16 protein-coding genes are annotated in these 13147 nt (G+C 65.5%); all 16 read left to right on the forward strand.

The window, feature by feature from the left end; genetic code table 11:
• Positions 1-364 precede the first annotated feature (364 nt).
• The 16 genes from AB0M47_RS38825 to AB0M47_RS38900 all read left to right on the forward strand — a co-directional run bounded on the left by AB0M47_RS38825 (position 365) and on the right by AB0M47_RS38900 (position 13026).
• Positions 365-553 carry a hypothetical protein gene (locus AB0M47_RS38825; RefSeq protein WP_363423126.1) on the forward strand — a complete coding sequence of 63 codons (189 nt, stop codon included), beginning with the start codon at positions 365-367 and terminating at the stop codon, positions 551-553.
• Between the two features lie 702 nt (positions 554-1255).
• A complete protein-coding gene (locus AB0M47_RS38830; protein ID WP_363423128.1) occupies positions 1256-2113 on the forward strand; it encodes a hypothetical protein in 858 nt (285 codons plus the stop codon).
• A gap of 803 nt (positions 2114-2916) precedes the next feature.
• Positions 2917-3345 carry a hypothetical protein gene (locus tag AB0M47_RS38835; protein ID WP_363423130.1) on the forward strand — a complete coding sequence of 143 codons (429 nt, stop codon included), beginning with the start codon at positions 2917-2919 and terminating at the stop codon, positions 3343-3345.
• 81 nt (positions 3346-3426) lie between these two features.
• Positions 3427-4284 (forward strand): helix-turn-helix transcriptional regulator, encoded by an 858-nt coding sequence (locus tag AB0M47_RS38840; RefSeq protein ID WP_363423132.1) that lies wholly within the window; start codon positions 3427-3429, stop codon positions 4282-4284.
• Between the two features lie 20 nt (positions 4285-4304).
• Positions 4305-4526: a DUF397 domain-containing protein gene (locus AB0M47_RS38845; protein WP_363423134.1), complete on the forward strand. Its 222-nt coding sequence runs from the start codon at positions 4305-4307 to the stop codon at positions 4524-4526.
• A gap of 4 nt (positions 4527-4530) precedes the next feature.
• Positions 4531-5742, forward strand: coding sequence for an MFS transporter (locus AB0M47_RS38850; protein ID WP_363423136.1), 1212 nt, complete (start codon positions 4531-4533; stop codon positions 5740-5742).
• A 143-nt stretch (positions 5743-5885) separates the two neighbouring features.
• Positions 5886-6278, forward strand: a complete 393-nt coding sequence (locus tag AB0M47_RS38855) for a transcriptional regulator (RefSeq protein WP_363423138.1) — start codon at positions 5886-5888, stop codon at positions 6276-6278.
• 281 nt (positions 6279-6559) lie between these two features.
• Positions 6560-6922: a hypothetical protein gene (locus tag AB0M47_RS38860; protein ID WP_363423140.1), complete on the forward strand. Its 363-nt coding sequence runs from the start codon at positions 6560-6562 to the stop codon at positions 6920-6922.
• On the forward strand, positions 6919-7131 hold the full coding sequence (locus AB0M47_RS38865) for a hypothetical protein (protein ID WP_363423142.1): 213 nt from the start codon (positions 6919-6921) through the stop codon (positions 7129-7131). Before AB0M47_RS38860 ends, AB0M47_RS38865 begins: the two co-directional genes overlap by 4 nt.
• Before the next feature lies 1 nt (position 7132).
• The gene (locus tag AB0M47_RS38870) at positions 7133-8605 is read left to right on the forward strand and encodes an FtsK/SpoIIIE domain-containing protein (RefSeq protein ID WP_363423144.1); all 1473 of its coding nucleotides are present in this window, start codon (positions 7133-7135) and stop codon (positions 8603-8605) included.
• A complete protein-coding gene (locus AB0M47_RS38875) occupies positions 8583-8807 on the forward strand; it encodes a hypothetical protein (RefSeq protein ID WP_363423146.1) in 225 nt (74 codons plus the stop codon). Before AB0M47_RS38870 ends, AB0M47_RS38875 begins: the two co-directional genes overlap by 23 nt.
• Entirely contained in the window at positions 8804-9043 is a 240-nt protein-coding gene (locus AB0M47_RS38880) for a hypothetical protein (protein WP_363423148.1), read from the forward strand. Before AB0M47_RS38875 ends, AB0M47_RS38880 begins: the two co-directional genes overlap by 4 nt.
• Positions 9040-9891, forward strand: coding sequence for a hypothetical protein (locus tag AB0M47_RS38885; RefSeq protein ID WP_363423149.1), 852 nt, complete (start codon positions 9040-9042; stop codon positions 9889-9891). Before AB0M47_RS38880 ends, AB0M47_RS38885 begins: the two co-directional genes overlap by 4 nt.
• Before the next feature lie 97 nt (positions 9892-9988).
• Positions 9989-11503, forward strand: coding sequence for a replication initiator (locus AB0M47_RS38890; protein ID WP_363423151.1), 1515 nt, complete (start codon positions 9989-9991; stop codon positions 11501-11503).
• 36 nt (positions 11504-11539) lie between these two features.
• On the forward strand, positions 11540-11755 hold the full coding sequence (locus AB0M47_RS38895) for an excisionase family DNA-binding protein (RefSeq protein ID WP_363423153.1): 216 nt from the start codon (positions 11540-11542) through the stop codon (positions 11753-11755).
• The gene (locus AB0M47_RS38900) at positions 11752-13026 is read left to right on the forward strand and encodes a site-specific integrase (RefSeq protein ID WP_363423155.1); all 1275 of its coding nucleotides are present in this window, start codon (positions 11752-11754) and stop codon (positions 13024-13026) included. The genes AB0M47_RS38895 and AB0M47_RS38900 overlap by 4 nt, the downstream gene beginning before the upstream one ends.
• Positions 13027-13147 lie beyond the last annotated feature (121 nt).

Consider the following 13147-nt stretch of genomic DNA (forward strand, 5'->3'; position numbering starts at 1 on the left):
GGTGGAGACGAGGGGATTCGAACCCCTGACCCCCTCGATGCGAACTCGCGGCAGCGAGATCGTTGATAGTCACGACGGTGCTCGGGAGCACTCCATTGGTCTCGATTGGCCATGATCGGTTGCTGGCGTTGCTGTACTTCACTGCTGTACAGCAGCCCACCCCCGAAGCCATCCCGTCGCCGTCGAACCACACACCGTGGACGCGGGTTCTGCCCTCTGGGTCAAGGTGGAGCGCCTCACTAGCCGAACGACCTTGACCCAGAGGGCAGGTTCCGCGTCGGCTTCGCCTGGTTCGGCGGTGGCGGGATGGTGCCAGCCATCCTGGAGCCCGAGTTCCCCGCCGGAGGCATAGCTCTCTATCGACGTGGACCGCTCCATCACCTCTCCCCTTCTCGTCGACGAGCTGCGCCCACCGCGATCACGCCAAGACCCCGATCTCGGTGGCAAGCCGCGCAGCGGCGCGGCAGCGATCGCCCTTACCATCGCGGGCGTGTTGTCCCTCGCGATCGTCACGGTCTGGTCCTCGTCGACGCGCGAATCTTCTTCTTACTGATCATGCCCGCTGCTGACGCGTGGCGCGCCGGCCGCGTGAGGCCCCCAGGCCGCAGCGCGAGCCGAGCGCGCCGGTTGCGCCGCGCGAAGCGCGGTGCCTTGACCTTGTATAGAAAAGTTCATCGCGGTCAGGACGAGCGGCACAGCCGATTGACGCAACGCGGATGAGATCGACGGGACTTGCGAATGAATAGGGCGTCAGCGATGTCGAGCCTGCTAGCGGCGGTGAGCACGCCGGTATCGGCGGGACATGGCAAGCCTGAGAGGGTCGGGCGCACCAATCTCCTGAGTGCTCCGAACCGCCACCTCTCTTCTCTTCCATACTCAGGAGGAGACGGAGTGGGCCGGGCGTACGCACTTGCCGATTCCGTGCCACACCTGGAGGATCCTGCCGGGCCGGCGGGCGTTATCAATTCGTTATCGACTACGCATGGTGACGATATAGGCCACAATCTCGAACGCCTGATCACCGCATTGCTGGTCATCATGGCCAAGCTACGACCTCCGCATTACAGAGCGTCGAACCCATCGACTTTGATGTGTCGGCGACCTGCCAAATGGTCCCCCGGGTGTCGGTGGCCACGCCTATTATCGAGCCGGAACGTTCCAATGATCAATGTCGGGTAAGACCCGACACAAGGTGCGGCTGCGGTGCTGGAACACCGCAGCCGCGTTGTCCTCTCCCTCTAGCGGAAGGAGAATCATGAGGACATCGACCATGCTAGCAGCGATCAGGAGAGCCCTGAAAATCGCCGCGGTAACGACTGTGACTGTGGCGGGGACCTGCGCTGCATTGTCGGCGCAGCCCGCAGTCGCCAAGCCCGCCGACCAGGTTTCGGCGAAGACTCGAGTCGCGAATGCAGTGAAGGCCTGGGACGCTCAGCACCCTCACGACTATGTCGGACTCAACCGAGAAATCGTCAAGGCGGGCGGTGACCCCGTTCGGTTCAACTTCGACAAAGTCGGCCTAGCGAATCTCACACCCGAGCAGGCGCAGGCAGCGTACGACAACGCCTCTCGGCAGTTCGCCGCGGGCGAGATCGGGATCGAGAGCATCTCCTCGTTCAACGTGAGCGGCTACTGGTCTCACGTTGTCGACACGTACGGAGAGTGGTGGTCCTGGTACGGCAGCTGGGATTTCACCACAAACGAGTCGACCGGAAACCCCACTGACGCCATGGCCGTTCAGACGCGAGACATTTCATCGTCATGCTGGAAGATGGATGGCGACGACGGCTGGCTGTACAACGCTGGCGGTGGACTGAACAGCAGCCTGTTCGATAGGCGCTTCTCCGACTTCGACAGCGCAGTATGGAACATTAACGACAGCTGGGGCCAGACCTACTACGTAGACCACGGGACGCTCTACATCTCGTACAAGCGTCTCGGGTGCGGAAGCACCGTAATCTACGGCAAGACGTTCTTGGAGCACAACAAGAGCGGCTGCAATTGCAGCTGGAACTTCTCGATCACCGCGAACGTCTTTTCCATCAGCTACACCGGGAGCGACCTGCCGGAGTCCTACCAGAAGTCAACGACGCTAACTAGCACCTGGACCTGATGAGATAATTCGAGGGGGCTCGGCCACGTAGCTGAGCCCCCTCGAATTGGAGCGAATGAGCAATAGCATGAAGAGCTGGCATCGATGGGCCCTACTCGCCGCGCTAGTCGCCGCCATAGTGACTATCGGGATTGTCTCGCAAAAGAGTCAGTGGGTCGGCAGCGGCACGCCAACCCACGCGGAGGAATCCTTGGCGATCGCCGCACTACCAACGACTTCGCCCGAGAACGGATTTCGCATGGACCGCCAGGATGCCGCCCTAAAGCAGTCCGTTGAGACTGAAGTTTCGAAGAATCACACATACAAGCTCGTTAGCGCATGTGCGGGTGCGGGCAACGTCAAGATCTCACTTGCCGCTCCGGATTCGCAGCAATCAGTGTTGCAGGTCCCTTGCCTAAGCAAGCCGGAGTCCAGGGAGCTCATCGTTGTCGCGCGTGCTGATGGCGTATGGAGAGCCACCGCGGAGCCGACCGACGCGAATACAAGAGGATCGGTGGCTTGGTGGTTCTATCCGATCCAGTAGCGTCCGCCGACAGATCAAACGGCCTCGTTTTGGCGACGGCCGCGCAGGACCTGGCGTGCTCGGTATGCACGTAGTAGCTTGTCGGTATGCGCGCAACGGAACGAGTCACGGTCACGATGCCATCAGACCAAGCCGACGCAGTACGCCGTCTCGTCGGTGCGGGTGACGCAGACAGCATTTCGTCGTATGTCTCGGAAGCAGTGCGAACGCGTCTGGAGCGTGACGCCGCTCTGGCCAAGCTTGAGCAGCGCTTCGGCCGGCCGTCTGAGGATGCGCTGGCATGGGCAAGGAAGACTCTGGGGGTTCGGGCGGACGCCGCGTGATCGGCGGTCGAGTCCTAGACGCGTCGACCTTGGTGGACTTCGCACTTGAACGGCCGTATCCGCATGCGCTCGTCTGGACTGCCGTGGATCATGGGATCGTGCTCGCAGTCCCCGCAGCGGCCCTAGCGACGGCCTGGGCGTCACTGCCGACCACGGCGTACGACGCGCTTGGAGTACTGCTCGACCTCCCGGACACGATCATCGAGGCCCTCGATGCGAAGACCGCAAGGGAAGTCGGCCGTCTTCTCGCTGGCGTCGACGCCGATGCGGTGCGTGCCGGTCAGGTTGTCGGCTCTGGTATCCGGCGTGGCTGGCCGATCGTCACGGCTGACGCGTCCGCCCTACGCGCCGTTGACCCTCGTGCGGAGATCGACGAACTGCCCTGACGCGTCGGCTGTCCGACTATCTTCTGCCTCGAAGAACCGCTACGCTGATGCCGTTATGCAGGGTTGCATTCTGGAGTGGCGATGGCGAATTCGGCTCACCGTGAGCGAGTCGGCGCGGAGCTTCGGCGTATCCGCGAGTCGTTGTCTCTCGCGGGCGAGGAGGTAGCCGCTTCGCTCGGCCACGGGTGGTCTCAGTCGAAGATCTCCCGCATTGAGGGCGCAAAGATCGGCGTCTCGATCCACGATCTCGCGAAGCTGCTCAACTTCTACGGCGTCCCGGAAGAGGTGAAGGCAGAACTGCTGACTCTGACCGCCGAGGAGAGCGGGCTTGAGGGCGCTTGGATCGTCCGCGCTGGCGGCACGACTCGTCGGCAGATCGAGGTCGGTTCCATCGAGACGCGCGTACAGACGTTTCGCCAATACCACAACGGGATCGTCCCCGGTCAGCTTCAGTCACCGTCGTACGCACGTGGCATCGCCACCCTCGGCGGCTTCGCGGACATAGATGGCATCGCGGTCCGCCGCGCAGCGCGGCAAGAGCTTCTGAAGATCGCGGGAGCACCGGAGTATCACGCGATCCTTGACTCTCGGGCGCTGCTCTACTGGCCCGGAGACCCTGCGGTCCTAGCGCCAGAGCAGTTCGATCATCTGCGCGTGCGGATAGACCTGGATTCGATCACGGTTCAGCTCATTCCCCTGGATGTCGTTCGCCGCGCTACTGCGATGGTCCCGTTCATCCTCTACGACTTTCGTAGCGACAGCCCGCCCGTGGCGTTCATCGAAACGCAGACGGCAGATGTCTACCTGTCTGCATCGGATGACGTCGAAACGTATCGGGGCCTCTTCGACAGGCTGTGCGCGGAGGCATTGTCGCCGGAGGACTCACGAAACTACCTTGATCTACTTCAGCGAGACATCGATAAGATCATCACCAGATGATCCGACCTAGGGGAGGAAGCATGGATCTCGCAACGCACTTCGAGGGCGCTCGCTGGCGGAAGGCCAACGGCAGTGACTCGGGCGGATGCGTCGAGGTGGCGTACGCCAACGGCTTGATCGGCGTACGCGACACCAAGGACGGCGGACGTGGGCCGATCCTGGCCTACACCGAGCATGAGTGGAAGGTGTTCCTCGCCGGTGTCGCGGCGGGCGAGTTCACGATCGACCAGCTCTCCGCGTGAGCTGATGGCTGTCGATCAAGCAACCGGGACGGAGACCATGCCTCATCCGCGTGGTCTCCGCATCCTTCTCGGCGCTGCGGCAATCTCGGTCACGGGCGACGGCGTCCTCGTTACGGCTGCGCCTTTGATGGCGGCGGCCCTGACGCGGGACCCCTTCCAGGTGGGCCTCGTCGCTGCGGCGGGTTATGCCGCGTGGATCATCTTCGGGTTGCCCGCTGGTGCGCTTGTCGACCGATGGGACCGTCGCCGCGTCATGTACACCGCCGACCTACTGCGAGCGCTGATCCTGGCAGGCTTCGCCGCTTTGGCGTTCGCCAACATGGCGAGCATCGCCACGCTCGTCATCGCCGTGTTCCTCGTCGGTGTGGGTTCGTGCTTCTTCGATCCAGCGTCACAGTCGCTGATGCCCGACCTTGCAGGTCGAGATCGGGATAACCTGACCAGGGCGAACGGTGCGCTGTGGGGGATCGACGTCTTCGGCAAGTCACTCGCTGGACCACCACTGGGCGCAGTCACCTTCGCGGCTGGCCGAGCACTGCCCTTTGCCGCAGACGCCCTCTCGTTTGTCGTCTCCGCTCTACTGGTTCGGACGCTGCCAGCTGTTCCGAGGGAACCCTGGGAGCATCCACCGGTGCGTGACGCCGTGGTCTCGGGATTGCGGTTCGTAGCCTCGCACAGCGATTTACGGCGGCTGGCCCTCGGCATGGGCGCCTATAACTTCGCGTGGAACCTCGGCTTCGCGACACTGGTCCTGTTCGCGCAGGACGTATTGAGCCTCGGCGCGGCGGGCTACGGCGCACTTATGGCCTCGGGAGCTGTCGGCGGCATTCTCGCGGGCTGGCTTGTGCCCAAGCTCGCCAGTGGAGCAGCAGCTCCGGTCGCCTACGCCGTAGCCCTCACTGGGCAGGCGTTGGTCTGGTCCGCCATCGCGTTCGGCCACACGCAGTGGGTCGCGTTTGCCGCGATCGCCGTCCTTGGCGCGGCGTCCACTGCGGTCAGCGTCATCGGTGGCACGGCTCGCCAGTTGCTCACGCCACCCGCCATGCTCGGCCGGATGATCTCGGCCACGCGGCTCGTCGGCATTGGCTCCGCCGCCTCCGGCGCGTTCGTCGGCGGTCTCCTCAGCAACCTCTATGGCCTTACCGCGCCGATGATCGCTGCGGTCGGCCTCGCAGCGCTGGCGGCCTGCTACTTCGCCTTGATCGCACGGCGCTAAAGATCAACAAGAATCTCCTCAGTAAGAGCCTTGACGATCGTCATGCACGACTGCATACTTGTGCAAGACGATATGCAGATGTGCATAGCGCAAGATCCAAAGGCCGGACCGTAGTGGCCGGACCATGACGAAGGAGGACCGCAGTGGCGGTGAAGGGACCGATCCCGGTGCACTTCGACCAGGTGTTTCCATTCGGGGCGTTTCTGGCCTCGGAGGTGACGCCAGTGATGGAGTTCGAGAACGGCAAGCCGACCAAGCAGAAGACGCACCCGGTTTCGGGTGAGCCTGTGTGGGAGGTCGCGGTGATCGACGGTGACACGTCGGTGAAGGCGGCGCAGAAGACGGTGAAGGTGAAGCTGGCGGCCAAGTACCAGCCGGTTCCCCCGGACTCGGTGGCGGGTTCGCCGTTCACGCCGGTGGAGTTCACCGAGATGGCAGTGACGCCGTACCTGGTGGAGGGCTCCGGCCGTCCGCGCATCGCGTACTCGATCCAGGCGCGCGACATGCTCGCGGCAGGTGCCGGAGTGGGCTCCTAACCGCTTTCGCTCCCGAGGCCAGCGTCCAGTCCGCCAAGATCAGCCGCTGGCCTCGGGTTCCCAATCCCATGTGTCCCCTGGAAGGGGTGGGTTGTGGTGCTCAGTCTATGGCGTCGGCACCGAGTGCCGGTTTCGGTGTGCTCGTGGTGCCGCGAGACGGCGGCGCGTAAGAACGACATCTTCTGCGGCGGTTGTACGACGCGAATCGCCACTCTGGCCTGGTCGCAGTCGCGGCCGCGCTGGCGGTGGTCGTGATGGCTACCCGAATCACGGACTCGGTGATGACCTCGGACGCAACGCCTGCTGATGCGGTCCGGATGATGGACGGCTGGGTGGTTTCCTGGCTGCCCGACCGGATGCTGAGCCGTGACGAGGCGATCACGGCGATGACGGTCGCCGAGTGCATCGCCGAGGGCGTCGCACCGGGTGACCGCTTGTGGCCTCATGTGGTCGGCTGGCTGGCCGAGTTAAGCCTGACCGTCAGCGATTTGGACGGCCGGTGCGCGATCTGCCTGACGCGGCTGCGTTCGCAGCTCGCTCCGTGGGCTATTAGCCCGGGTACGCGGGTGCCGCATCTGGCGACTGGTGAGTACGGCTGCCCGAGCGGCATCGCCGTCGAGCTGGCTGCGGGTGGTGTCCGGTGAACCTGCGTCGCACTCCGAAGGTGATCAGCATCCGCTGTCCGGCGTGCCTGGTGTGGGTCAAGCCGCGTCGCTGGGACAAGGCGGTGGGCTGCTGCTTTCCCTGCTCCAGTTCGTCGGACCGGCCGACGCTGTTCGATCAAGCCTTTGACGCGCTGCCCGGCCTGCCGCTGGTCGGCCGCCCGCAGCTGACGACCGGAAAGGAGGCGTGAGATGGCGCTGATTCAGGTCTTGCAGGGCAACACGATCCCCGACCCGGTGGTGTCGGCGAAGACCGGCGTCGTCATGCGTACTCGCCCTGTCTACGTCCCGCTGAAGTGGGTGATCATCGGAAAGATCCTCAAGGCGCTTGGGCTGGCTATCGCGTGGGCGTTCACTCGCTGGCGGTTGACTGGTCCGGCCGCGATCCTCGGCTACCTGTATCTGCAGTTTGACTGGCCCGGCCCCGTGATCGCAGTTGTCACCACCTCGGCCGCGCTGGTCGCGTGGTGGCGGCTGCATCGTGAGACCTATCTGCGGTTCTTCGCGCTGCCGATCCTGGCTCGCTGGCGTCGCCGTCAGCTGCTGAAGGTGTGGCCGGCCGCGATGGTCGCTGCTGGACTAGACCTGTCGTTCCGGGGTGAACAGGTCGTTCCGATCCTGCGCAAGGTCGTGTGCCGTCCGGGTGTCGATCTGCTGACGGTGCGGATGGTGACCGGGCAGATTCCGGCCGACTACGCCGGGGAGACCGCTGAACGGCTCGCGTACACCTTCGGCGTCCGCTCCGTGGTCCCGGCACCTGGCCGCAAGTCCATGGACGTGATGTTGACCCTCCTGCGGGGTGACCCGCTGGCGTACACGGTCAAGCCGCTGCCGATCACCGCCACGCCGGACTTCACCCGTCTGCCTCTTGCGCTGCGGGAGGATGGCAGCCTGTGGCACCTGAAGCTGTTCGGCAATCAGGTGTTGATCGTCGGCGCGACCGGCTCGGGCAAGGGCAGCGTGTTGTGGTCGATCCTGCGGGCTCTCGCGGGTGGGATCGCCTCGGGCCTGGTGAAGGTCAAGGCGTTCGACCCCAAGGGCGGCATGGAGCTCGCGGCCGGTGCGCCGCTGTTCGACGAGTTCCTGTGTGACGACTACGACGCGATGGCCGACGCCCTCGAAGCCGGTGTGAAGGAGATGCGCGCTCGTGCCGTCCGCCTGCGGGGCCGCACGAGGCAGCACACGCCGACCCTGGACGAGCCGCTATACGTGTTCCTGATCGACGAGCTGGCGGCGCTGACCGCGTACTGCCCGGATCGCAAGACTAAGGAACGCATCGTCACCAACCTGGCGATCCTGCTCACCCAGGGCCGGGCGGTCGGCATGCACGTCATCGCCGCCGTGCAGGACCCGCGTAAGGAAGCCGCCGCGAACCGGGACCTGTTCACGATCCGCATCGCGCTGCGCCTGGCCGAAGACGGCCACGTGGACCTGGTGCTGGGCGACGGTGCCCGTGATCGGGGTGCCCTGGCCGATCGGATTCCAGAGTCGCTGCCCGGCGTCGCATACGTCGCCGTGGACGGCTCGCGTCACCTGGAGCGCGTGCGCTTCTCCTACCTCGACGACCGCGCCGTCACCGCCATGGCCGGCACCTACGGCCGCCTGGGCGTCATCGACGGCGAAATCATCCCTGGAGACCCCGATGACCAGTCCGAACCTTCCTGAAGGCACGCACTACGAGGTGACCGTGAAGCTCGTCGGCGGTGCGGAGCAGAAGATCGCCCGCCTGTCCGGCCAGCAGCTCTCTCGGCTGCTGGAGGCGTCGGCCAACATGACCGGCGTCTACGTCATGACCGCGGGAGACGACGTGCTGGCGCTGCCTGGGCGGAACATCGCCTCGGTGATCGCTCGGGCGGTGACGCGATGACGCACCCACGCGAAGACCGCACTGCGGCTCCTACTTCGAGGCTCGTACGCCCCTACGTGGAGCCCATCCAGCTGCGCCTGGTCGGCCGGGACCTGGCCGTCGTCACCGCGCTGGACATCCTGCGCGAGGTGTTCAGCCTGTCCGACATCTCGCAGCTCGTCCCCGCTCGGGGCGGCAACGTTCGCCTTTACGCCACCCTGACCCGCCGCTACCCCTACTCGGGAGGGATCAAGTGACCACCGCCGTAGCGACTTCCCCGGCTCGACCGGCGCGGACTGCAAGCGACAAGTTCGAAACCTTCGTTCTCGTCGTCATCCTGCTGACCGTGGGCGGGTTCGCCGGTGCCGCGTCGTTCACCCACGTGCACGACTGGACCATGACCAACAGCCCCACCGGGACCGGGTCCTGGTTCGGCTGGGCCAACGCCGTAGTCTCCGAACTCGTCCCGATCGCCGCCCTGCTGGTCATGCGCCGCCGTCGCCGTATCGGTCAGCCGGTCGGCTACCCCGCCAGCCTCCTCGTCGGCGCACTCGTCCTGTCCGTGACCGCACAGCTCGCCGTGGCCCGGCCGACCGCGTTCGGTGGCATCGTCTCCGTCGTCCCCGCGCTCGCCTTCGCCGCCCTGGCGAAACTCATCCTCGGCAAGACGTCCGTCCCCGCCGAGTCGACCACCGTCGTCGTCGGGGACCGTCCTAACCCGACACATGCTCCGGTGGAGATCGTCCCGGACCGTCCCGCCACACCATCCTCGCCGGTCCAGCCAGTTCCGGCGGGGGCGGGGCCATCTCCGGCAACGTCGCCGACCGTCACGCAGGACGACGTGATCACGAACGTCCCCGGCTTGGCCACTGGCTCGCAGGACCGTCCCCGGACCGTCCCGCCACTGCCGTCCTCGACCGTCGAGACTGCTCGCCGGGTCGCCGCCGACCATCAGGCCCGGACGGGACGGCCCATCACACGTGACGAGCTGCGCACTGCGCTGCGAGTGTCGAACTCGCTCGCCGGTGAGCTGCTCGCCGCCGTCCGCCAGTCACAGCCGGTCGACGACGCTCCGGCCGACGACCTGCTGTCACTGGTCAAGTAGCCAACGTTCCTTCTCCTGGTCAGGCCCGGTCTAACTCGCCGGGTCTGACCTCCCACACCCACTCTCAGCCCTCGCCGAGTCGAAGGGAGGAACCGCCATGCCCACCGCAACCGACACAATCCCCGGTCAGCTGGAGCTGGCCTTCCCCGACCCGGCCGCTCTCCTGCTGGGCCTGGACGGCGCGCCCGGCATCGACCCCGACGAGCTGCGCCAGCGCGTCGACCAGCCCGGCTTCGTCCGCTGGCTCGACCATGCCACACGCGCCCGGGGCTGCGCCCAACCGATCCGCCTCGCCGGTGAGGTCATCACCCTCGACGCGGCGACGAACGCCGTCGTTGACCGGTTCTCCACCGACCAGGTGCCGGACCGGTTGCTGTACAAGGCATGCGGCACCCGCCGCGCCACCCTCTGCCCCGCCTGCGCCGAGGTCTACAAGTGGGACACCTACCAACTGCTGCGCGCCGGGCTCGCCGGTGGCAAAGGCGTCCCCGACACCGTGGCCAGCCACCCGGCGCTGTTCGTCACCCTCACCGCGCCGTCGTTCGGCCCGGTCCACACCATGCGTGGCAAGAACATTCCGTGCCGACCGCGCCGCGACAAGCCGATCTGCCCGCACGGCCGGCCGCTGTCGTGCTCGGCGCTGCACCGCGACGACGATCCGCGGTTGGGTCAGCCGCTCTGCCTGGACTGCTACGACCACGACCAGCACGTGATCTGGAACCACCTCGTCGGCAAGCTGTGGGACCGCACGATGGTCCGGGTTCGTCGTTCGCTGCCCGGTGGGATCAAGCTGCGTTACGCCAAGGTCGCCGAGTACCAGCGACGCGGCGTTGTCCATCTGCACATCCTGATCCGCGTCGACGGCTTCGACCCCGATCAGCCCGACTCGATCCTCCCCCCGCCACAGTGGGCCGACCGGCACGGCAACAGCGCGCCCATCTTCGGCGCCAACGACCTCGCGGCCCTCCTGCAGGAGGCAATCCGCGAAGTTGTCGTGGTCACCGATCCGCACCCGGACCGTCCGCAGGGCTGGCTGATCGCCTGGGGCCAGCAAGCCGACCTTCGCGTCATCCGCTCTGGCCTGCCCGGCAGCGAACTTACCGACACCGCCGTCGTCGGTTACCTCGCCAAGTACGCCACGAAGTCCACCGAGGCGACCGGGCACCTGTCGACCCGGATCACTGGCCGCAGCCTGCGCATGTACACCGATCCGTCCACCCACACGGGACGGCTCATCGCCGCTTGCTGGCGACTCGGCCGCCGCACGGACGAGCTGTGCGAGGAACCGCCGTTCCCGAAGCTGCGCCGCTGGGCACACATGCTCGGCTTCGGTGGCCATTTCTCCACCCGCAGCCGGGCGTACTCGACCACCCTGCGGGCCCTGCGTGAGGCGCGTCGTCCGCCGACTCCCGGAACGCGACGCCTGACCGCCGAAGACTTCGACGCCCTGGACCTGGCCGACCTCGCCGACGACGAGACCACCCTGGCCATCAACAGGTGGGAGTTCCTCGGCATCGGCTGGCACAACACCACCGACGCCGGACTCGCCCAACTCGCCGCCGACCTCGCCCGCGAGCGACGGCCGCTCAGTTCTTGTGCGCATGTCGACTGACCGACCGAAGACAGACCAGAGGACCTGGGGGAACGAATGACGATCACTGCGTACGGACCTCGCTGGCACACCGTTGCCGAGGTCGCGCAGATGCTCGGATACGGCCTGTCGAAGACGAAGATGCTCGTCGCTACAGGCCAGATCCGCTCACTCAAAGACGGCCGCAACCGCCGCATCCTGCCCGAGTGGGTAGACGAGTACGTCGCCCGGCGCGCAAAGGAAGCGGCTGAACTCTATGGATGGCACTCATGACCAGCAAGCGCACCCGCCACAACGGCGAGGGCTCGATCTTCCCGTACCGCAACGGGTACGCCGCGTACGTCTGGGTGGACAAGCCCGACGGCACCCGCGCGCGGAAGTACGTCTACGGCAAGACGCGGGAGATCGTCCACGAGAAGTGGCTGAAGCTCCACCAGCAGGCGAAAGCTGGACCGGTGTCGACCAAGGTACCAACGCTCGGGACGTGGCTCGACTACTGGCTGAAGGAGATCATTGAGCCGAACCGGGCTCCGTCCACGTGGGAGAACTACGAGATGTTCTCCCGCCGCTACATCAAGCCCGCGCTGGGTAGCGTCAGGCTGGACAAGCTCCAGGTGAGGACGGTTCAGACCTGGGTGAACAAGATCCCGACCATCTGCCAGTGCTGCGCACAGGGCAAGGATGCGGCACGGAAACCAGTCCAGCAACGCTGCTGTGCGATCGGCAAGTGCTGCATGGAGCATCCGTCTGCCCGAACGGTGAAGGACATCCGCAACGCGCTCCGTGCTGCTCTGACGCACGCCGTGACGCAAGAGTTGATCTCGCGGAACCCGGCGGGGCGTGGTGTGGAGCTGCCTGCGGCGCGGAAGGCAAAGCGGAAGGCGTGGACGAGCGAGGAAGCCCGGCAGTTCCTTGAGTCGGCTCGCCGCGAGGGTGACCCGCTGTACGCGGCGTACGTGATGGTCTTGGTGCTCGGCATGAGGAAAGGCGAGATCCTGGGCATCAGCGAGGAAGAGGTGAACCTTGACCAGGCGGAACTGACAATCTCCTTCCAGCTTCAGCGCCGTCGACGGCAACTCATGCGCAGGGAGACCAAGACGGAGACCTCCGACGCCACGCTGCCACTGCCGGCCATCGTCACGACCGCGCTGAAGTTGCGCCTGGAGTCGAAGCAGCAGTACCGCGAAGAAGCGGGTATCTCCTGGCTGGGCTCGCGGCTGATCTTCACAACGCAGCTCGGTACGCCGGTCGAGCCGCGCAACTTCAACCGCTCCTGGGACGCTCGGTGCAAGAAGGCGGGCGTGCGTAAGATCACGCCGCACGATGGTCGCCGGACCTGCGGCAGTCTCCTCGCGGATCTTGACGTTCATCCACGCGTCGCGATGGCGATTCTGCGGCACGCTCAGTTTGCGATCACGATGGAGATCTACACTCAGGTTTCGTCGAAAGCGACGCGCGAGGCACTCAAGAAGTTGAGCGACCGGCTGGGCGGCACGGAGCCGAAGGATGGCACATCGCGCGAGGATGACGAGAAGTCGCGATGAGCAGGACTGCTGTACTTCGCTGCAGTACAGGTAGCAGAAAAGCCATCTCCATCGATAGGAAATGGCTTCTGAACTGGGTGGAGACGAGGGGATTCGAACCCCTGACCCCCTCGATGCGAAC

The organism is Hamadaea sp. NPDC051192 (assembly GCF_040682475.1).
Classification (GTDB): domain Bacteria; phylum Actinomycetota; class Actinomycetes; order Mycobacteriales; family Micromonosporaceae; genus Hamadaea; species Hamadaea flava.